Origin of the sequence: Streptomyces sp. NPDC093586 (assembly GCF_044764905.1) — a bacterium.
Classification (GTDB): domain Bacteria; phylum Actinomycetota; class Actinomycetes; order Streptomycetales; family Streptomycetaceae; genus Streptomyces.
Genome location: NZ_JBIWJA010000024.1, coordinates 39,343 through 59,221 on the forward strand (window position 1 = coordinate 39,343; position 19,879 = coordinate 59,221).

At 73.7% G+C, this 19,879-nt stretch carries 19 protein-coding genes and 1 pseudogene; 10 read left to right on the plus strand and 10 right to left on the minus strand.

Annotated features, from left to right (window positions below; translation table 11 throughout):
• Nucleotides 1-218: 218 nt before the first annotated feature.
• Nucleotides 219-899, minus strand: coding sequence for a peptidoglycan-binding protein (locus tag ACIRFH_RS23730; protein WP_403524196.1), 681 nt, complete (start codon nt 897-899; stop codon nt 219-221).
• A gap of 85 nt (nt 900-984) precedes the next feature.
• On the opposite strand from ACIRFH_RS23730, the pseudogene ACIRFH_RS23735 reads away from it, so the two are divergent.
• Nucleotides 985-2,139, plus strand: a pseudogene (locus ACIRFH_RS23735) (amidase); the annotation flags it as partial.
• Between the two features lie 48 nt (nt 2,140-2,187).
• On the opposite strand, the gene ACIRFH_RS23740 reads toward ACIRFH_RS23735, so the two are convergent.
• On the minus strand, nt 2,188-3,705 hold the full coding sequence (locus ACIRFH_RS23740) for an IucA/IucC family protein (protein WP_403524198.1): 1,518 nt from the start codon (nt 3,703-3,705) through the stop codon (nt 2,188-2,190).
• A gap of 118 nt (nt 3,706-3,823) precedes the next feature.
• Here ACIRFH_RS23740 and ACIRFH_RS23745 point away from each other — a divergent pair, with 118 nt between their 5' ends.
• Together ACIRFH_RS23745 and ACIRFH_RS23750 are read left to right on the plus strand one after the other, a co-directional pair.
• Entirely contained in the window at nt 3,824-5,353 is a 1,530-nt protein-coding gene (locus tag ACIRFH_RS23745; protein ID WP_403524201.1) for an IucA/IucC family protein, read from the plus strand.
• A 257-nt stretch (nt 5,354-5,610) separates the two neighbouring features.
• Entirely contained in the window at nt 5,611-6,807 is a 1,197-nt protein-coding gene (locus ACIRFH_RS23750) for a hypothetical protein (RefSeq protein ID WP_403524204.1), read from the plus strand.
• Nucleotides 6,808-6,915: 108 nt separating this feature from the next.
• Here the strand turns inward: ACIRFH_RS23750 and ACIRFH_RS23755 are convergent, their stop codons facing one another.
• The 4 genes from ACIRFH_RS23755 to ACIRFH_RS23770 form a co-directional block, all read right to left on the minus strand.
• Nucleotides 6,916-7,590, minus strand: coding sequence for a hypothetical protein (locus ACIRFH_RS23755; RefSeq protein WP_403524207.1), 675 nt, complete (start codon nt 7,588-7,590; stop codon nt 6,916-6,918).
• A 31-nt stretch (nt 7,591-7,621) separates the two neighbouring features.
• Nucleotides 7,622-10,450 carry a SpoIIE family protein phosphatase gene (locus ACIRFH_RS23760; protein ID WP_403524210.1) on the minus strand — a complete coding sequence of 943 codons (2,829 nt, stop codon included), beginning with the start codon at nt 10,448-10,450 and terminating at the stop codon, nt 7,622-7,624.
• 177 nt (nt 10,451-10,627) lie between these two features.
• The gene (locus tag ACIRFH_RS23765; protein WP_403524213.1) at nt 10,628-10,873 is read right to left on the minus strand and encodes a DUF397 domain-containing protein; all 246 of its coding nucleotides are present in this window, start codon (nt 10,871-10,873) and stop codon (nt 10,628-10,630) included.
• Complete coding sequence (locus tag ACIRFH_RS23770; protein ID WP_403524216.1) at nt 10,870-11,721, minus strand: Scr1 family TA system antitoxin-like transcriptional regulator; 852 nt, start codon at nt 11,719-11,721, stop codon at nt 10,870-10,872. The genes ACIRFH_RS23765 and ACIRFH_RS23770 overlap by 4 nt, the downstream gene beginning before the upstream one ends.
• Before the next feature lie 145 nt (nt 11,722-11,866).
• Between ACIRFH_RS23770 and ACIRFH_RS23775 the strand changes: the two genes are divergently transcribed.
• The 4 genes from ACIRFH_RS23775 to ACIRFH_RS23790 all read left to right on the plus strand — a co-directional run bounded on the left by ACIRFH_RS23775 (nt 11,867) and on the right by ACIRFH_RS23790 (nt 14,833).
• Nucleotides 11,867-12,307 carry an ATP-binding protein gene (locus tag ACIRFH_RS23775; RefSeq protein ID WP_403524218.1) on the plus strand — a complete coding sequence of 147 codons (441 nt, stop codon included), beginning with the start codon at nt 11,867-11,869 and terminating at the stop codon, nt 12,305-12,307.
• 23 nt (nt 12,308-12,330) lie between these two features.
• The gene (locus tag ACIRFH_RS23780) at nt 12,331-12,756 is read left to right on the plus strand and encodes a hypothetical protein (RefSeq protein WP_403524221.1); all 426 of its coding nucleotides are present in this window, start codon (nt 12,331-12,333) and stop codon (nt 12,754-12,756) included.
• A 179-nt stretch (nt 12,757-12,935) separates the two neighbouring features.
• Nucleotides 12,936-13,094: a hypothetical protein gene (locus tag ACIRFH_RS23785; RefSeq protein ID WP_403524224.1), complete on the plus strand. Its 159-nt coding sequence runs from the start codon at nt 12,936-12,938 to the stop codon at nt 13,092-13,094.
• Nucleotides 13,095-13,192: 98 nt separating this feature from the next.
• Nucleotides 13,193-14,833 (plus strand): serine/threonine-protein kinase, encoded by a 1,641-nt coding sequence (locus tag ACIRFH_RS23790; protein WP_403524227.1) that lies wholly within the window; start codon nt 13,193-13,195, stop codon nt 14,831-14,833.
• Nucleotides 14,834-14,856: 23 nt separating this feature from the next.
• On the opposite strand, the gene ACIRFH_RS23795 is transcribed toward ACIRFH_RS23790, so the two are convergent.
• Nucleotides 14,857-15,231: an ATP-binding protein gene (locus tag ACIRFH_RS23795; RefSeq protein WP_403524373.1), complete on the minus strand. Its 375-nt coding sequence runs from the start codon at nt 15,229-15,231 to the stop codon at nt 14,857-14,859.
• A 368-nt stretch (nt 15,232-15,599) separates the two neighbouring features.
• Between ACIRFH_RS23795 and ACIRFH_RS23800 the strand changes: the two genes are divergently transcribed.
• On the plus strand, nt 15,600-15,746 hold the full coding sequence (locus tag ACIRFH_RS23800; protein WP_403524229.1) for a hypothetical protein: 147 nt from the start codon (nt 15,600-15,602) through the stop codon (nt 15,744-15,746).
• Between the two features lie 33 nt (nt 15,747-15,779).
• On the opposite strand, the gene ACIRFH_RS23805 is transcribed toward ACIRFH_RS23800, so the two are convergent.
• The 3 genes from ACIRFH_RS23805 to ACIRFH_RS23815 all read right to left on the minus strand — a co-directional run bounded on the left by ACIRFH_RS23805 (nt 15,780) and on the right by ACIRFH_RS23815 (nt 17,642).
• Nucleotides 15,780-16,460: a TetR/AcrR family transcriptional regulator gene (locus ACIRFH_RS23805; RefSeq protein WP_403524232.1), complete on the minus strand. Its 681-nt coding sequence runs from the start codon at nt 16,458-16,460 to the stop codon at nt 15,780-15,782.
• Between the two features lie 66 nt (nt 16,461-16,526).
• Complete coding sequence (locus tag ACIRFH_RS23810) at nt 16,527-16,784, minus strand: 3-hydroxyacyl-CoA dehydrogenase family protein (RefSeq protein ID WP_403524235.1); 258 nt, start codon at nt 16,782-16,784, stop codon at nt 16,527-16,529.
• Nucleotides 16,785-16,988: 204 nt separating this feature from the next.
• The gene (locus ACIRFH_RS23815; RefSeq protein WP_403524238.1) at nt 16,989-17,642 is read right to left on the minus strand and encodes a CatB-related O-acetyltransferase; all 654 of its coding nucleotides are present in this window, start codon (nt 17,640-17,642) and stop codon (nt 16,989-16,991) included.
• Between the two features lie 102 nt (nt 17,643-17,744).
• Here ACIRFH_RS23815 and ACIRFH_RS23820 point away from each other — a divergent pair, with 102 nt between their 5' ends.
• Both ACIRFH_RS23820 and ACIRFH_RS23825 read left to right on the plus strand, forming a co-directional pair.
• Nucleotides 17,745-18,371 (plus strand): TetR/AcrR family transcriptional regulator, encoded by a 627-nt coding sequence (locus ACIRFH_RS23820; protein WP_403524241.1) that lies wholly within the window; start codon nt 17,745-17,747, stop codon nt 18,369-18,371.
• 481 nt (nt 18,372-18,852) lie between these two features.
• On the plus strand, nt 18,853-19,767 hold the full coding sequence (locus tag ACIRFH_RS23825; RefSeq protein WP_403524243.1) for a HipA family kinase: 915 nt from the start codon (nt 18,853-18,855) through the stop codon (nt 19,765-19,767).
• Nucleotides 19,768-19,879 lie beyond the last annotated feature (112 nt).

The window sequence follows — 19,879 nt, forward strand, 5'->3', positions numbered from 1 at the left end:
TGTACCCGGCGGCCCGACACGACCGCCCCGGTGATGCACCCCGCCGAAGCGGAGGTACTGCGGATGGCTGCCGAACCGGACCCTCTGCTGTAGCAGGCGTGTGCCCGGCGTCCGGGACCGGAGGGCCTCCCGGTGGTCCCGTCCGCCGCAAGCGGATGCCCGGCCGGGCAGGAACGTGCACGCTTCACTCCGGAGGCCGCGGGAGAGCCGCAGCGGGATCAGTAGTACGTGATGTCCCAGTGGTTCGCCCAGCGCTCGTCGGCGTAGTCGACGACTGTCTTGCCGCCGGACGTCACGCGCCAGACCCAGGCACCGTCGCCTCGCTCGTGGTGCTTCTTGGCGTGCTTCTGGATGTGGTTGGTGACGCAGGAGGTGCGGCTGATGTCGGCCTTGTAGCCGTTCCAGTGGCTGTACGTACCGCCGACGTGGCCGGTTTCCGTGCCGCCGGTGACGACGACCTTGCAGCCGCTCTTCTTCTTCAGGGCGATGACGCCGTTGACGGTGCCGACACGGATGCCCTGGAGGCTGGTGCAGCTCTTGCGGTTGCGGTCGGTGCAGTTCCCGCTGGAGACGCGGCTGATACCGGCCGCCTTCAGCCTGGCCGACGCCTGGGCGTCGCTGAGCTTCCCGCCGCCTCCGGGCTTGCCGCCCCCGCCGCCGCTGTCGCCTCCGCGGACGAGGGCGGCCCAGGTGGTGGGGCCGGCGATGCCGTCGGCGGTGAGGTGGTGGGTCTTCTGGAAGGCCTTCACGTTCGCCGTGGTGCCGGTGCCGAACACGCCGTCGGCCTTGGTGGTGTGGCCTCGTGCCGTCAGCAGCAGCTGCACGGTGGTGACGTCGGTACCCCGCTGCCCCGACTTCACCGTCGGCCAGGACGCCTGAGTGGCGGCTGCGGGCGCCACGGCCGCGGGTGCGGAGACCGGTGCCTGGGGAGCTGCTGTCGCCGCGGCTCCGGCCGAGAGGGGGGAGTGTCAACTTTTACAGTCCCTGATGGCGCGCTTCCGGCGGGCCGGCCTCGTGACGTTCGGGCGTACCGCCACACCGGAGATGACCTACAGCATCACGACGGCACCCGTGCTGTACGGCCCCACCCGCAACCCGTGGGACCTGGAGCGGATCGCGGGCGGATCCAGCGGGGGCGCGGGCGCGGCCGTCGCCGCCGGGGTGGTCCCCGTCGCCCACGCCACCGACGCCGCCGGGTCGCTGCGCATACCCGCCGCCTGCAACGGCCTCTTCGGCCTGAAGCCCACCCGTGGCCGGGTCTCCATGGGCCCCGACGCCGACGAGACGTTCAGCGGCCTGGCCGTGCACGGCAGCGTCAGCCGCACCGTCCGCGACAGCGCGGCGCTGCTCGACCGGATGCGCGGCCCGGAACCGGGCGACCCCTACTTCGCCCAGCAGCCGTCCCGGCCCTACGCCGAGGAGGTCACCCGCGACCCGGGCAGGCTGCGGATCGGTGTCCTCCCCCAGGGGTGGGGCGGGCGCCGCACCGGCGCACCCGTGGCCGACGCGCTCGCCCGCACCGTGCGCCTGCTCGGATCGCTCGGTCACCAGGTGGGGGAGACCGAGGCCGGCCTGGGCGTCGACTGGGAGGAGTTCGTCCTGGCCACCGCCCGTCTGTCGACGGTGAACCTCACGGCCTCGGTCGACGGGCCGGCCGCCGCCTTCGGCCGGCCCGTCGACGCCACGGCCCTCGAACCGGCGACCCTCGCCGGTTACCACTACGGGCGGCGGGTCAGCGGCGCCCAGTTCGTCACCGCCCTCGCGGTCCGCAACCGGGTCGCCCGGAGCCTGGCCCGGTACTTCGACGCCCACGACGTCCTGCTCACCCCGACCCTGCCGGAGCTCCCCATGCCCCTGGGCGCGTACGCCGAGGGCGCCGAGGCGCTGGACGGCCTCGGCTGGATCGACCGCCTCAACGACCGCTCGCCGTTCACCATGGCGTTCAACGTGGCGGGTACGCCCGCCATGTCCGTGCCCGTGACGGCCGACGCCGGGACCGGGCTCCCGGTCGGCATGCAGTTCGCCGCCGGTCACGGGCGCGAAGACCTCCTCTTCCGCCTCGCCGGACAGCTCGAACGGGCGAGCCCCTGGTCGGGCCGGACCCCGGCGGTGTGGGCGGGGAACCCCACGCGCCCCTGAGCTTTTCCGGCACGGCCGCCGCGCGGCCCTCCGCCCCGCCGGGCCCGGTCAGCCCGACGCCGGCGGCCCGGCCGTCAGGGGACTCGGCAGCACGGTCCAGACGTCCCCCGTACGACCGGGTGTCAGCCGCATCGCCGTCAACGCCTTCACCGGCAGCGGTGCCGCGCACAGCGCGCGCAGGTCCCCGGTGCGCGGCAGCTCCCGCACGGCCTCCTCCAGCGCCGCGCCCAGCACCGGGCCCGAACCCGCGACCGACGCCAGCGCGCCCCCCACCAGCGAGCCGAACAGCTTGCGGCGCAGGGCTGCCGGATCGTCGGTCAGCATGCGCGCGGGCAGGTCCGGGACCGGCATGCCGTGCCGGGCGAGGCGGGCCGGGCTGACGCGGATGTCGGCCAGGTCGCGGTAGACCAGTCGCAGCGGCTCGCCCGACGTCGAGAGCACCACGAGCAGGTTCTGGCCGTGCGCCTCCAGCGCCACGCCCAGCTCCAGCAGCCCCAGCCCGACGGTCAGGCACAGGCGCGCGAAACCGGCCGGCCACCCGGGCGAGCGGGGCAGCCCGGTGGTCGCCAGCGCCGCCACCGGGACGACGTGCTCGCCGGGCGCCGCGTACGCCCGGGGCGACTCGCGCAGGACGGCGGCCAGGTCGGGGGAGTGCGCGGTGGCCGCGCCCAGGGTGCGGGTGACGTCCAGCAGCCCGCCCGTGCGCGCCGCCACCGCCTGACCGAAGACCGACAGGGTGTCCGACGCGGCGACCGAGGCGACGGAGATGTCCCGCACCGAGGACGTCAGCCGGGTGCTCAGCGCCGTCTTCACGTGCGGCCCGCCGGGCACGGCGAGCGTGCGCAGGGACATCAGCGGGTGCGCGGCCAGCGTCGCTTCCCCGCCCGGCCGCTTCAGCACGTGCGCCGCCTGCCACGGATGCACGGGCAGCAGCAGCCGCCCCCCGTCCCGCAGCTCCCGCGGCCACGCCCCCGTCACCAGGCACTCCGCCGCCGGGACGGGCAGCAGCCCCAGCTCCACGACCGGCCCGTGCTCGGGCCCGTAGGCCAGCTGCTCGGCCACCGAGAAACCGGGCCGCGCACGGCAGTTGGGGTGGAACGGGTGACCGTCGACCACCCGCTGCTCCCAGCCCCACTCGCTCTCCGGCCACTCGTCCGGGTGATTCTCCCGCCCCGCCCGCGCCAGGGCCGTGGACGCGGCGCTGTGCCCCAGCTCGGCGGCGAAACCCGCCGAGTGCGGCACGGCGAGGTCCGTCACCAGCCGCGCGGGATCGTCGTACGGCGTCCCGTCGAGCCGTACGGCGGTGACGTACGCGTCGGTGCGGTACGGGTCGGCGGCCGGACCGTCCAGCCGACGGCCGTCCGTGAGGCGCAGGACGAGTCCGTCCCGTACGGACTCCCGGCCGGTGATCCACGGCAGCGGTTCGTACGCGAGCGCCCGCCACAGCCGGGTCAGCACCGCCGCGCGGGCACCGGGCAGTGCGGCCGCGTACCGGGGGACGAGACCGGGCCGGACGGCGGCCAGTTCGTCGGCGACCTCGGCCTCGGCGGTGTCGGGACGGTGCACGGGCGGGCTCCTCGGGTACGGGTCGGGTACGGGGGCGAGAACGAGCAGGGCGTCACGGCGAGGGGACCACGGCAGACATACTGTTCGCCCCCGCCCTCTGTCAGACCGTAGGGAACGAGTGGAACGCGTGGATCTCCTGCCCCCGCACCCCGGCGCCGTATTCCCGGACGACGTCGCGGAACGCGCCGACGCCTACGCCGCGGTGCCGCTGCTGAACTGCCTGCTGCGAGAGGTCGCCGTACCGCGCCCGGCCGCCGGCGACCGCCCGGTGTACCGGCTGCCCGGCGGCCGGCTGCTGCGGGTCCGCGGCGGCCGGCGCCCCGCCGAGCCGGAGGTGTACGCGGCGGACGGCTGGCGGCGCGTCGGCCACGACGAACTGGTGAAACTCGTCGCCGAGGAACTGTGCCACCACACCGGCCGGCCCAACCACGACCTGCCCGCCGAGATGACCGGCAGCCGGGACGCGGTCGCCGCGCTGCTGACGGCACGCGCGGCGGCGACCCCGCCCGACGACCCGTACCTGCGCTCCGAACAGTGCCTCCTCACCGGCCACACCCACCACCCCGCCCCCAAGGCGCGCGGCGGCGGCCCGCACACCGGCTGGCTCCCCTACGCACCGGAGGCGCACGCCCGGTTCCCGCTGGCGCTGCTCGCCGTGCGGGCCGACACGGTCGTCGAGGAGGGCGACACCACCGCCCTGGACGCCCTCGCGGAGGCCCCGCCCGGCTACCGCCTGCTGCCCGCCCACCCCTGGCAGCTCGACCTGACGGCGCCGGCCCTCGCCCCGGCCTTCGCCGACGGGCGCCTGATCCGGCTGGGCACGACCGCGTTCCCGGTGTGGCCCACGGCGGCGATCCGCACGGTGTACGCGCCCGAGTACCTTCCCGGGCGCGACCTCTTCCTGAAGTTCAGCCTCGACGTGCGCATCACCAACGACATCCGCCGCCTGTGGCGCCACGACCTGCTGAGACTGCGCCGCACCGACACGGCGGTCACGGAGGCCTTCGAGGCGATCGGCCCACCGGCCGCCTGGCTCGCCGACCGCGGCCACCGCACCGCCGACTTCGCCTTCGAGGAACTCGCCGTCGTCGTCCGCGACGGCCTGCGCACCCGCCTGCTGCCCGGCGCGACCCCGCTGCTCGCCGCGGCCCTCGTGGAGGGCTTCCCCGGCAGCCCGCTGGCGGCCACGGCGGACCCGGCGGCCTGGTGGGAGGCGTACCTCGGCGCCGTCGTCCCGCCCGTCCTGACCGCCTTCGCCGACGACGGTGTCGTCCTGGAGGCGCACCTCCAGAACACCCTGGTCGCCGTGGACGCGGCCGGCACCCCGGTGCAGGCCCTCTTCCGGGACGCCGAGGGCGTCAAGCTCCTCCCCGACACGCCCCGCGCGGCCGGCTGGGAACGGCTGGTGTACTGCCTGGTCGTCAACCACCTGCTGGAGATCGCCGGCGCCCTCGCCGAGCACCACCCCGGCTTCGACCCGCGGCCCGCCCTCCGCGCCGCCCTGGCCCGCCACGACCTGCCCGAGATCCCGGCCCTGCTCACCGCGCCGTCCCTGCCCGCGAAGACCAACCTCCTGCTCCGCTGGACCGGCGCGGACGGCGCCGCCGCCCGCTACCTGCCGTTGCCCAACCCGCTGCCGGGGGCGTGAGGAGGAGCCGCGGAGCGGGCGGACCGCTCGTCCCGGGGCGGTCCCGGAACCGGCTCCGGGAAGGCCGGCCTCCCACCCGCCACGCCGGGGAAAGCCGGTGCCCCGGAGGGGACGGGCCACGGGCGGACATCCGGAGGCGGCGGGATGAGACCAGGAGCCGATCGTGAACTCCCTCCGGCTGCCTGTATGTTCGAAGCGACCTTTGTCACGGGGTGGGATCGCCGAGGACGACGGGATCGCTGAGGGCGAGGAGACACATGGACACGGCTGGCGTCACGACGGCGCTGGACGAGGCGCGTACGGCCGACTCCAGGACGCGCGACCGCATCTGCGACGAGGCGGCGGCGGCACTGCTGGCGGCGGGCGCTCCGCCCTCCTTCGAGGTGGGCTCCGCCGACCTCCGCCTCGACCCCTACTTCATGTGCGCCGACCGCTACTGGCGCCGGCGGTTCCTGGAGCGGCCGACGGCGCGTACGGCCCTGGAGTGTGCCCGATGGATGTCGGAGCACGTACAGGACGGGGCCTGGGGCGCCGTTGCCGAGCAGTGGGCCCTCGGCAACGGGTTCCTCAACCGGGCGAGCGTGGAATCGACGGAGCGGATCGCGCAGGCGGTGGCAGAGGCGGGCGCCGGACCCGGAGCGGAGCGCGTCGCCCACTTCATCGTCCTCTTCCACGCGGGGAAGCTGCGGGCGAACTTCTGCTTCGACGAGTTGCACGCCTTCCTGGCGTCCTCGCCGTCGTCCTCGCCGGCCGGTTCCCTCCGAGAGGAGCCCGTGCTGCAGGCGCTCCGGTCGTTCGCCGCGTTCGGCAGCCGGGCGCTGACCGTCTCCTACGCCGTCGACCTCCTGAACCGGGCCTGGTCCGCGCCCGGGCGGACCCGCCACACCGTGGACATCTGCCTCAACGGGCTGGCGTTCGCCGTTCCCTTCGAGGAGCAGGGCGAACTGCTCCGCCGCCATGCGGAGGAGGCGGTGGAGGCGTACCCGGACGACCACATGTTCCACGCCCGTCTGGCCGCGGGACTGCACCTGTGCGGCCGTCACGACGAGGCACTGGAGAGCATCGACACCGCCCTCACCCTGCTCGCGGCGAGCCCCACGGCCAGCCTCGGCGTGCTGCAGGACCAGTACCTGACCAAGCGGGACGCCATCCAGGAGGGACGGCTGAGAGCCGCACGGGACGCGGAGCATCGGCGGCGGTGGGAACAGCAGACGGCGGCCAACGCCCGGCTGGAACGCTCGCTGCACACCTCCGCGGTGCGCGCCGTCGAGGTCGTCGCCGTGTTCACCGCGGCGATCGCCTTCGCCGTCGGCTCCCTGCAGGTCACCCTGACCGGCGACCTTCCGCTGGCCGACCGCCTGTGGCTGCTGGCCGCACAGGGCGCGGGCCTGGCCCTGTTCGCGCTGCTGATCGTCGGCGGAACATGGCTCATCACCCGCAGCCGTCACCGATAGGGAGACGAGGCCGGTGCACCACGGCCACCGGCCCCTGCCACCACCCCGCAGCACGTCGCGGCCGCCTCCGGACCGGAGCGGTCCCGCCGACCCGGTGGGCCTGCCGGGTCAGGACACCGTCCGTCCGACCGTCCGGCGCACGGACTGACCGTCCAGCGCACGGACCGTCTCCATCACACGGTCGACGTCCGCGTCCGGCGCGACACGTCCGATGAGTTCCGGGGTGACCGGTTCCTTGCGCAGGACCGCGCCCACGGCCGTGGAATCCACCCGGCGCCCGTAGAAGTCCTCCAGGTGGTCGGCGACCGAGTCGGGGCTGACGTTCCGCCGCAGGGGCCCGAGCACCCAGTCGGTGAGCTCGGCCTCTTCGCCGTCCCGGGGCTGCGGGGCGCCGTGGCGCCAGGAACCGCCGTCGTGCCAGAGCGCCAGCGTGATGGCCGGGTACGAGCTCTCGTCCGCAGGGAGGCGGGTCAGCGGTTCCAGGGGCTCCGGGAGCCCGTCGAGCAGGCCGGGCCACAGGGCGTCGTCGGCGTAGGGGCTCAACGGGGACTCGTGGTCGAAGGCGCGGAAGAAGGTCAGCGACGGGCCGAAGAAGACGTGGTAGTCGTCGCCGCCGCCGTTCTCGAACGCGAAGTGCTCGAAGCCGCTCTCGTCGGCCGGTGTGTACGTGTAGCGGGGCCACGTCGAGTCGAGGCACGTCTCGACGACGGTGAGGCCGCGCAGCCACTGACGGAGCCGTTCCGGTGGGGGGAAGGAGGCGGCGAGATCGGAGAGAGCAGACATGCTGCGCAGCTTAGGGAAGGTGATCGGCAGGTCAGCCGCCGGGATCGTCGAACATGGCCAGCAGCGACTGCTCGTCCGTCTCCGGCCCGGCCTGCCCCCGCTGCGGGACCTGCTCGGCCCACACCGTCTTGCCCTGTGGCGTGTAGCGGGCGCCCCAGCTCTTGGTGAACTGCGCCACCAGGAACAGGCCGCGCCCGCCCTCCTCGGTCGTGGCCGCCCGCCTCAGGCGCGGAGAGGTGTTGCTGCGGTCGGAGACCTCGCAGATCAGCGACTCGTCGCGCAGCAACCGCAGACACACCGGCCCCTGGCCGCCGTACCGCACGGCGTTGGTGACCAGCTCGCTGACCACCAGCCCGGTGTTGAAATCCAGCTCCGACATGTCCCAGGCGGCGAGCTGGTCACGGGTGAGCGCCCTGGCCCGCGCCACGACCGAGGAGTCGGACGGAAACTCCCAGGACGCCACTCGGTCCTCGGGCAGCGGGTGCACACGGGCCAGCAGGAGGGCCACGTCGTCGTGCGGACCGCCGGGCAGGAGGGTGCCCGTGATCCGGTCGCAGACGTCCTCCAGCGCCGGACCGCCGCGGTCCAGCGAGGCCAGCAGCCGCCCGGTGCGCGCGTCGGTGTCCCCGTAGCCGCGGCTCTCCTTGAGCAGGCCGTCGGTGTACATCGCCAGCAGGCTGTCCGCGGGCAGGTCGACGACGACGGACTCGTACGGCTGGATCCCGCCGAGCCCGAGCGGCGGGCCGGCCGGCAGGTCGATCAGCCGCGCCCGGCCGCCCGGCGTCAGCAGGGCGGGCGGCGGATGACCGGCCCGTGCGGCCGTACAGGTGCAGGTCACCGGGTCGTACACCACGTACAGGCAGGTCGCCCCGGTCGCGGGGTCCTGTTCGCCGACCGACTCGTCGAGGGTGCGGCTGACCAGGTCGTCCAGATGGGCCAGCACCTCCTCGGGGGGCAGGTCCTGCCCGGCCAGCGTCCGCACCGCCGTCCGCAGCCGGCCCATGGTCGCCGCCGCCTGCAGACCGTTGCCGGGCACGTCCCCGACGACCAGCGCCACGCGCGTCCCGGACAGCGGGATCGCGTCGAACCAGTCCCCGCCCACGCCCGCGCTGGCGTCCGCGGGCAGATAGCGGAAGGCGAGGTCGACGGCGCTCAGCCGGGGCAGGACGCGCGGCAGCAGGCTGCGCTGCAGGGTGAGGGAGGCGTGGCGCTCCCGGCGGTAGTGGCGGGCGTTGTCCACGCTGATCGCGGCGCGGTCCGCCAACTCGCCCGCCAGCGTCAGGTCGTCCTGCTCGTACGGCCTGGCCCTGCCGCGGCGGTAGAACCCCGCCAGGCCCAGGACGGAGCCCCGCGCGCACAGCGGAGCGCCCAGGTAGGAGTGCACACCCTCGCCGAGCGGACCGACGGGGTGCACCCGGTCGGCCGGGTGCCCGGCCAGGGCGGCGGTCACCACCGAGTCCGTGACCGGCCGCCCGGACTCCAGGCACCGGGCCTGGGGCGTGCCGGCGGGGTAGCCGACCGGCTCGTCCACGCCGCCGCCCGGGGCGCCGCGGGAACCATCGCCCACCCAGGCGGCCACCCGGCGCAGCACCACGCCGGGGGACGGCCTCCCGGGCGGTGGCTCCTCGCCCGCCAGGACGCTTTCCACCAGGTCGACGACGACCAGGTCGGCGAAGCGCGGCACGGCGATCTTCGCCAGCTCCTCGGCGGTACGCCCTATGTCCAGGGTGGTGCCGAGCCTGATGCCCGCCTCGTTCAGCAGGGACAGCCGCCCGCGCGCCTCGGCGGCGAGCCGGCCGACGCCCGGCTCGCCCACCAGCAGCAGCCACGCGTCGGCCGGCCCGGCGGCGTGCGGTTCCGCCGTCGCACCGGGCGCGTCCGCCCCCGCCGTCACGGTGGGACTGTCCAGGAGCGGCACATGACGGCCGTCGGGGGCGGTCGCGGTGGTCGGGCCCGCCGCCCCCGTGCCGCGGACGTCCTCGAAGCTGACCTCGACCGCCGCGCCCTCCGCGTCGCCGTGATGCAGCTCCCGGCGGCGCAGCACGGCCGTGCGACCGCCCCCGAGCGGGACCTCGGCGAACGCCTCACCGGTCGAGGAGATCAGCTCGACGGCACGCTCCAGCAGCAGCGACCGCTCCTGCGAGGCCAGCCGGGGCGGCGGTCCGCCGCGTCGGGACAGCTCTCCCGAGCCGAGGTCCAGCTCGGCGTGCCCACCGCGCTCCCTGGCCCGGTGGAAGGAGCGCATCAGCTCGAGCTCGCGGGCCGCGCCCAGCTCCAGCAGACGTTCCCCGATGCGTTCGGTGGCCTCCTGCAGGGCCAGCGCCATGCCGGGGTCGGCCAGCTCCCGGGGCACGGAGAGGTTGACCGCGCCCCGCACGGCGCCGCCCACCGGGTCGCGCACCGGCGCGGCCATGCAGGTCAGCACCTTGAGGTCGTGCAGGAAGTGTTCGTGGCCGACGACCACGAACGGCTCCCTGGTGCTCAGCACCATGCTGACGCTGCTGGTCCCCATGAACCGCTCGTCGACATTGGCACCCGGCACCAGGGAGGCGGCGTCCATCAGCCTCAGCCCCGCCGGGGCGCCCCACCGGTCCACGATGTTCGCCCGCGAGTCGGCCAGCACCACGGTCACCGGCATGCCCGAGAGTCGTTCGTACAGGCGTTCCAGTATCGGCGCGGCGGCCCTGATCAGGCGGGAGTCGGGATCCAGGTCGCCGGCGACCGGCAGGGCGGCCTTCTCGCGGTCGATGCCGAGCGACTGCGAGCGCTGCCAGGAGGCGAGGATCTCCGGACGCACCCCGGCACCCGGCGGCGTCAGGCCGTCGTGACCGCTGTCCGGAGGAGTTGCGTGCGGCTCCACAGAATCAGGGTAAGCGGGCAAAAGGGACGTCCGCCTGGTGCGGACGCCCGGTTATGAATGTTTCGGGAGTGAAGGGCCGGGCCTGCCGGGAACACGGGCCGCCGTACCGCCGGGCGGCGGGGGCACCCCGTCCCGGCGGCGGCTCCCGGGCCGGGGGCGCCCGGTCGCGCGGCGGTGTCAGGCGTGGGTCGCGTACGTGAGGAAGCGGGTCCAGGCCGCCGGGGAGACGGCGAGCTGTGCGTCCTGCGGCGCCTTCGAGTCACGGACGTGGACGGTCCCGGGGCACGACGCCACCTCGACGCAGTCGCCTTGGCTGCCGCTGCTGTAGCTGGACTTGTGCCAGGACAGGGCCACTTCGACGCAGTCGCCGTCCCCGCTGCTGCTGTAAGTGCTCTTGAACCAGACCAGTTCCGTGGTGCTCATAGGGCTCCTCGCATCTGCTGCAACAGGCCCAGGGAGTCGTCGAGGGAGAGAGCCTGTGAGCGCATCCTTGCGTACCTCATCTGAAGGACGCTGACCTCTTTTCGGTCGGAGATGAACATACCTCCGCGCTGTCCCTCGTTGTAGGCGAGCCAGCGTGCCTCGGGCGTCTCCAGGAGCTGCATCGGGCCAGCCATCCCGGCATGTGCGTTCCGCACCAACGGCATCACCTGCACCTCCACATTCCGCAGCTCCGCCAGCTCCAGCACATGATCGATCAGCTCCCGTGTCACCTCCACCCCGCCGGTGCGCCGCAGGAACAGGTGCTCCTCCAGGATGAAGCTGAACGCCGTGTTCGGCCGCTCCGTCAGCAGCCGTTGCCGTTCCGCCCGCGCCTCCCACTGAGCCACGATCTGATCGTCTCCCAGCGGCGGCAGTTGGTTCACGAACAGCGTGCGCGCATACGCCTCCGTCTGCAGCAGGCCCGGGATCAGACGGCATTCGTACGTGGAGAGGTTCACGGCCTCCGTCTCCAGCCGGGCCCACTGCCTAAACCAGCTCGCCAGCCCCGGTTGCCGGGACAGGTGCCGTGCCGCACCCCGCAGCGCCCCGAAGGCGTCGAGGATCTCCTCCGCGCGGTCCACGAAGTCGGCCGGAGGGAAGCGCCGCCCCTGCTCGATGGAGGCCACCGTCGGCAGCGAGTACCGCACCTGTGGCGCGAACTCCTCCTGCGTGAGCCCCGCCCGTCTGCGGAACGCCTTGACGACCTCACCGAACGCCTTGAGGCTGTCCGACACCTCCGGTTCACCGCCCCCGCACAGCACGCCGGCGTCGCCCGTACCGTTCGTCACCCGCCACACCTCCCGCACGTCTCACCCGACGGGCCCATGCTCACGGACGGTTACTCCCACTGTCCACCCTCCGTACCCGTACGCTGACCCTGCGTACGGGTCGCCGATCTGGTGGGACGCCGTCGCCGCAGGTGGGATGTGCGGCATGAGACCAGCCTCCACGCCCCGACCCCCGGTCACCGCACGTGTGTTCACGCAGCGGTTCAGCTCCACCCCGCGCGGCGCCCGACTGGCCCGGCATCTCGCCCTGCACCGCCTGGACGCGTGGGGCATCCCGTACGGCTCGGCCGTCTCCGACACCGCCGCGCTGCTCGTCGCCGAGCTGGCGGCGAACGCCGTGACGCACGGACGGGTGCCGGGACGCGACATCGAGGTGCTGCTGCGGCTCGACGCGTACACGCTGCGGATCGACGTGTCCGACAGCCGGGGGGAACGCCGGCCGCCCGCGCCGGGAGGGGCGGGGGCGGCGTCGGAGGACGCCGAGGGCGGGCGGGGGCTGCTGCTCGTGGAGGCGCTGGCCGACCGGTGGGGCGTCTTCGACCGCGTCCCCGTCGGCAAGACGGTCCGCGCCGAACTGGACCTGTGAGGTCTGCTGGCACACTCCTGGCCATGGCCACGATCACGCTGTCCGACATCGAGAAGGCCCTGCGGTCCGGTTGGGGCGCCGACACGTGCGCCCCCGAGGACGTGGGCGGTTGGCGCCCGGACAATCCCGCGCGCGGCCAGTGCGGAGTGACCGCTCTGATCGTGAACGATCTCCTCGGCGGCGAACTGGTGCGCGGAGAGGTGCGCGTCGAGGGCGAGCTGGCCGACTACCACTGGTGGAACCGGTTCGCCGGTGTCGAAGTCGACCTGACCAGGGAGCAGTTCGGGCCGGAGGAGAGGGTCGGCCCCGGGACGATCGTGGAACGGCCGCCGGGCCCGCCCGGTCGCTGCCGTGAGCAGTACGAGCTGCTGCGTCACCGCGCCCTCACACACCTCGGCCTGCCCGCCGAGGACGCCGAGGCCGGGCAACCGGGGTCGGCGGAACGGTAGGTGCTCGGGTCGTCCGTCTACACCGTGGGTATGACATGCCGCGCTCCTGCCACGCCTGTTGCAGACCCCGGTACACCCTCGGGTGGACGACGCCGCCGCCTCGGCCTCCTACGCTCGGCTGGCCGGATGTGAGGTCGCGGTCTGCTCGCACCACACCGGTGGAATGGGGGGGATCGCCCGTGGACCTGGTTCTGCTCCTGCTGTGGATCGGTCTGCCGTTCGTCGGGTTCCTCGGCATCGTCGTGCTGGTGGGCGTGTTGCTGTGGAAGTTCGGCGGTGGCGGTGACGGCGGGCACGGCCCGGGCGGCGGTTTCACCGGCGGCTCGGCGGGCTTCTGACCCGCGGCCCGCACGTACTGCCCGGAGACCCAGGACACCGGCCTCCGGCCTGACCAGCAGCGGAAGAGGTCCAACAGGTGACGAAGGATGGGAGCGACGTGAGCAGCCGGAGTCGGCAGGAGGAGCCCACGAGCTACGGACTTCAGCCGCCGGCGGTACCCGCGCCCGCCACCGGTGACGCGCCCGCTCCGGCGGGCGGGCACGAACCGACGGCCGCCCGGCCGCCGCACGCCCGCACCGAGACCGGAGCGGATCCGCAGACGGGTGCGGGCCGGTTGATCGGAGGCCGCTACCGGCTGCTGGAGCGGCTCGGTGCCGGCGGGATGGGTACGGTGTGGCGGGCCCGGGACGAGGTCGTCGAACGCGACGTGGCCGTCAAGGAACCGCAGGTTCCGCCGAACCTGGGGGCGGCCGAGCGCCGTACCGCCTTCCTGCGCATCGAGCGCGAGGCCCGGGCCGCCGCACGGATCGACCACCCCTCGGTCGTGACCATCCACGACGTGGTCACCGAAGGGGGCCGGCCCTGGATCGTGATGGAGCTGCTGCGCGGGAAGTCGCTGGCCGAGCTCCTGGACGAGGGCACCCTGGCCCCGGCGGAGGCCGCCCGGATCGGACTGGCCGTCCTCGGCGCCCTCGCCGCCGCCCACGAGGCGGGAGTGCTGCACCGGGACGTGAAGCCGGGCAACGTGATGGTCGGCCGCCATGACCGGGTGGTCCTCACCGACTTCGGGATCGCGCAGGTCGAGGGCGAGCAGAAGCTCACCGAGACCGGTGCCTTCATCGGCTCGCCCGAGTACATCGCCCCCGAACGCGTCCTGGGCCGCCGTCCCGGGCCGGAGTCCGACCTGTGGTCGCTGGGCATCATGCTGTACCAGGCCGTGGAGGGGGTGTCCCCGTTCCGCCGTCAGACCACTCCCTCCACGCTGCAGGCCGTCCTGCTGGCCGAGCTCCCGCCCCCGCAGAACGCGGGAGAGCTCACCGGCCTGATCACCGGGCTGCTGCGCAAGGAACCGGAGGGCCGCCTGACCGCCCAGGCCGCCCAGCCGCTGCTGCACACCCTCACCCTCCCCGTACCGCCGCCGCCCCCGACGTTGCGGCACCCGTCCGCCGAACCGGCCGGACCCGCCGCGGCCACGCGGCAGCCGGTCTGGCGCAGGAACCCCCGCGTCTCCGTCGCGGTGGCCGCGGCGGTGGCCCTCACGGTCACGGCGGTCACCGTGGTGCTGACGAACCAGGACGACCTGCCGGACGGGTGGAAGAGGTACGACGAGTACCGGATGAACCTGTCCGTGGCCGCGCCCGCCGACTGGACCATCACCACCGAGGACGATCTCGGCGGAGAGAACGGCCCCTACCGCGGCACCCGCTACACCTCCCCCAAGGGGGACGTCTCCTTGCTGGTCGACCGCAAGGAGAAGGTCACCGAGACCCCGCGGGCCGTCGCCGACCGCTGGAAGCAGGAGAGCGAGGCCGCCGTCCCGCCCACCGGCGGCAAGCCGAGCGTCGTCGGCATCGAGTCGGCCACTCACCAGGGCCGGGACGCGGCCGTCGTCACCGAGTCCTACAGCGAGAACAGCGAGGGGGCACCCCGCCGTTTCAGGAAGGTCCTCATCGTCACCACCTCGGGGCAGGAACGCCTGACCCTGGGGGTCAACCTGCCCGACGGCAAGTCGGCCCGGAAGACCGCCGACGACCTGCTCGGCAAGGCCCGGGCGTCCTTCCGGATCCGCAACCTGTGAGGTCCCCGCCCGTCACGCGGGTCTCAGCAGGCTCCCTGGGCCCTGGCCGGTGGGTGGAAACAGGCGATGACCGTCTTGCCGTGGGGGCAGGGACGGGCCTCCCAGCTGTCGGTCAGGGCGTCGACCAGGAGCATCCCCCGTCCCCCGGGCTGGTCGTCGGTCGCGGCACGCTGGGTGGGCAACGTGGCGGAGGCGTCGTGGACGGCGACGTGCAGGCACCTCCCGTCCCAGGTCATCACCAGCTGGGCGTGGGAGTGGGCGTGCACATGGGCGTTGGTGACCAGCTCCGAGACGGTCAGCAGGACATCGTCCACCGTCTGGGGAGCGCGGTCGGTCCATGCCAGGGACCGCAGATGGTGCAGGGCCCAGTCACGCGCCTCCTTGGGACCGGTGTCCATCGGCAGCGACCGCGCCCAGCCCACCGCCCGGAGCGAGGAATCGTCATCCACTGCAAGCCCTCCCTGGCTCATCCGCTGCAGTGCGTCTTCCCCATCCGGGCCGCCCGACGCCGTCCGTGTGCCGAAACGACCGCCGAAATCCGGTGCGGGCGGCGCCGTCAGGCCGCGGTCACTCCCGTGACCGGCGCCTTCCGGACCGACCGGATGACCGGCCGACCGGACGCTGCGGCCTGCGGCCCGGCCGAGGTCGGGAGGCGGTCCCCGGAGGGGAGCCGGCCGGTTCGTGCGGGGCCGCGGGCAACCGAGTGGCGGCGGAACCCGTCTTCGTGATCACAGCAGGTCACAGGACGGGAATGAGGGGAACGGACATGGATGAGGCTGCGGCGTCGGCGGTCGTGCGCGCGCTGAAGGGCGTGGGCCTGCTCGCGTACAACGTGGTCGGCTCGGTGGGCGACATGCTCGCCGTCCACGTCCCGTGGAACAGGTGGCGCGGGCGCTCCGCCAAGGAGCAGTAGCACCGCCGTCGGAGGAACCGGTGGGACCCGGCCTCACCGTTCCCGCGGCCGGCCCTCGCCGTCGTGCGGGTGCGGGACCGCCGGCGCCGTGCGGGTCTCGCGCTCCTCCAGGGGGCGGGTGAGCGCGGAGGTCAGGAGGGGGGTGACGGTGCGGCCCAGCCGCTGAGCGCCGTCCTCCGTACCGTGGATCAGCCCGAGGGCCGTGAGCCCCTCGGACAGGGCGGTGACCAGACGGGCCAGGTCCGTCGCGTCGATCGCGGGCCGGAGTCCGCCACTGCGCAGAACGGCGGTGATGACGTCGGCCAGTCCCTGGGTCAGGCGTTCCTCGTGCACGGCCAGGGCGCCGGCGAGCTGCGGGTGGCGGGCCGCGTGGAGGGTGAACTCCATCGACACCAGGAACCAGTCGCGTTCCTGGACGCTGCGGCCGGGGAGGTGGTCCAGGAGCCGGCCGACCGGATCCCGGCCGGGGGTGATGTCCGACGCCGCGTCCCGCAGGGTGGCCAGCACCGCGTCGGCGTGGGCGTCGTAGAGGGCGAGGAAGAGCTCTTCCTTGTCCTTGTAGTTGGAGTAGAAGGCACCTCGGGTCAGCCCGGCCCGTTCGACGATGTCGCTGATGGACGTGGCGTGAAAGCCGCGCTCCTTGAAGAGCGCCAGTCCGCTCTCGTTGAGCGCGGCCACGGTCCTGGGGCGTCGTTTCGTGGGCGACTTGGGCACGGGGGATGCCTTTCTGCCTGGTGAGCGGGGCACGATGCTACGCGAAAGGCCTGCCCCGCCCGCCGGTCAGCCGACGCCGGCGTAGTCGTCGTAGAAGCCCCGGCCGGTCTTCACGCCCAGGTGACCGGCGTCCACGTACCGGTGCAGCAGTTCACGGGGCCCGGCGGGAAGTCCGGGGCGTTCGGCGGCGCAGTGGTTCTCGATGTCCAGGACGACGTCCGGGCCCACCTGGTCCATCATGCGGAACGGTCCCGCCTGCGCACCCGTGTTGATCATCCACATGCTGTCCACGTCCTGCGGGGTGGCCACGCCTTCGGCGACCACGGCCGGCGACTCGCGCTGGTCCTCCTGGCCGGCCTCGCCGTCACGGCCGTGCTCATCACGTGGGCGAAGGACAGCCGCGGCGGCGGTGGTGCCTCGACCCGAAACCGGGTGGGAGGAGCCGACACGCTGCGCGTACGAGGTCTTGAGGACGGCATCACTGGCGGCCCGTCCCGTGATCGAGCGAGGGCGCTGTGCCCTGAGCGGTCAGGGTCGGCCGGTCCGCGCGGCGGCCTCCTCCAGGTCGGTGACGGTCCCCGACATGATCGTCCGTACGTGCCTGGTGATGTGCTGCACGGGCCAGTCCCACCACGCCACGGCGAGGAGCCGGGCGACGTCCGCGGCGTCGTAGCGGGTGCGGATGAGCCGGGCCGGGTTGCCGCCGACGATGCCGTAGTCGGGGACGTCGCCGGTGACCACGGCGCCGGCGGCGATGATCGCGCCGTGCCCGATCCGTACACCGGGCATGACCGTGGCGCCGTGCCCGAACCACACGTCGTTGCCGACGACGGTGTCGCCCCGGCCCGGCAGGTCGGTGATCAGGTCGAAGTGCTCCGCCCAGGAGCCCCCCATGGTGGGGAACGGGAAGGTGGAAGGACCGTCCATGCGGTGGTTGGCGCCGTTCATGATGAACCGGGTGCCCGTCCCCAGCGCGCAGTACTTGCCGATGACAAGCCGCTCAGGACCGTAGTGGTAGAGAACGTTGCGCGTCTCGAACGCGGTCGGGTCGTCCGGATCGTCGTAGTACGAGAAGTCGCCGACGTCGATCAGCGGCGACTTCACCAGGGGCCTGAGCAGGACGACGCGCGGGTGCTCGGGCATCGGATGGAGCACGGTGGGGTCCGCGGGAACGGGCGGCATCGTGGAGGCGGTTCCTCTCGGGCGGATCGTTAGTGCGACAACTGTAGCTTTAGGATGCCGGTGCTGCCCAGGCAGATTGATCAACCGGACATGGGAGTGCTGATGACAGCCCCGACGGCCAGGAGGCCGGACCGCCGCCCGGGCGGTCGCACCGCCCGCATCCGCGCCCAGGTTCTTGACGCGGTGCGCGCCGAACTCGCCGAAAGCGGTCACGAAGGTCTCACCATGGAGGGGGTCGCGGCCCGTGCGGGAGTGCACCGCACCACGGTCTACCGGCGTTGGCGCGACGTGGGCGGCCTGCTCGCCGACGTCATCGCCGCCGCCGGCGAGATCGACTGGCAGCCACCGGACACCGGCTCCCTGCGCGGCGACCTGACGGCCCTCAACCAGGAGATCCAGGAGTCCCTGGTCGTACGGCCGTCACTGGCCGTCGCCCTGATGGCCGCCTCGTTCCACTCCGAACAGGCCGCGCGGGCCCAGACGCGGCTGTGGGCGGACCGGTACGCCCAGTGCGAGATCCTCGTCGAGCGCGCCGTCGAGCGCGGCGAACTCCCCGCACGGCACACGGACGCACGGAGCCTGCTGATCGCCGCCACGGCGCCGCTCTACCACCAGCTGGTACTCCTGCGCACCGAACCCGACCCGCGACTCCCGGAACGGGCCGCGGCGGCGGCGGTGCTGGCGGCTGCCGCGGGAGCCTTCTCCGTCCGCCGGGCGGAGAGCGGGTGAGCCGCCGGGCAGGGAGCGGACGCAAGCACGGCCGAGGGCGGCGCTCCCCCTCCCTCGGGATCCTCCGGCTCGGCGGGTGGGTGGTCTCCGCGCCTTGCCTCTGACCCGGAGACCGAGGACGAAGGAGGGCTCCGCCGTTCGCCGGGTCTTCTTGCCGTCCGGGCGCCGAGCGAGGCAGCACCGGCGGCTGCGGCGGCCGAGGTTCGTTGATCATGCCGGGGCGGGGGAGTCCGTGGTGACGACGGCACGATGGGTCCGGGTTCCTCTCCCGCTGTCACGCTTGGTTACTATGCTCACTTCATGCCGGAGGCCGGTGGCGAGGACCTCAGTGCCATCGACGGACTGCCAGGGAGACGGGGGCGAGCGTGTCGGTCGGAGCCTCCCGGATTCCCCCGGAGCTGATCGCGCCCGCCTCCCCGGATCGCAGCGTCTTGGAGGTGGCCGTGAACTTCGAGGCCGGTGAGCGACGGGACCTTCGGAAGTGTTGAGAGAGGTCACCGCCACCCGCTACGTCGAGCCCCTGCACACCGGCGGCTCCGTGCCCGGCGTCGTCGAGGCCGACGACCTGGGCACCTACGTCGTGAAGTTCACCGGCTCCGCGCAGGGGCGCAAGGCGCTGGTCGCCGAGGTGATCGTCGGGCGGCTGGCGCGGGCGCTGGGGCTGCGCGTGCCCGAGCTGGTCGCCGTCCACTTCGATCCGTCGATCGGCGCCGGGGAGCCGCACCAGGAGGTGCGGGACCTGCTGAACGCCAGCGCGGGGCTCAACCTCGGCATGGACCACCTGCCGGGCGCCGCCGACTTCACGCCCGAGGTCGCCAGGAGGTTCCCGGTGGACCCGGTCGAGGCCGGACGGATCGTCTGGCTGGACGCCCTCACCGTGAACGTCGACCGGACGGTGCACAGCTCCAACCTCATGGTGTGGCCCACCTTCGGCACCGTGCCCCCGCGCCTGTGGCTCATCGACCACGGCGCCGCCCTGGTCTTCCACCACCGCTGGGACGCCTCCGCGCCCGAGAAGGCGTACGACTTCCGCCACCACGCCCTCGGCCACAGCGCCCCGGACGTCCGTGCCGCCGACGCCGAGCTCGCGCCGAAGGTCACCGACGAGCTGCTGCGCGCCGTCGTCGCCGAGGTGCCGGACGCCTGGCTGGCACAGGAACCCGGTTTCGCGGGCCCGGACGAGGTGCGGGCGGCGTACGCGGACTACCTCTCGGCGCGCGTGAAGGCGTCCGCCCGGTGGCTGCCGACCGACTTCCCCAGCCGGGAGGAGCTGGCCGCCGAGGAGGAGCGGCGGGCGGCGCGCACCCGGCGGGGCCGCCCCGACTGGCTCAAGCAGGTCCCCGACCTGCACGGCAAGCCGGCCGCGGAGCAGGACTGGTCCGTGCACCTGGAGTGACGCCGTACCTGGGACGACGCCGTGCGCCTGCAGTGACATGGGCGCACGAATGTGCCCGTGCCCCGGTGCTGTGCGGTACCGGGGCACGGGCAGGCGGTGGGCGCCGGGCCGG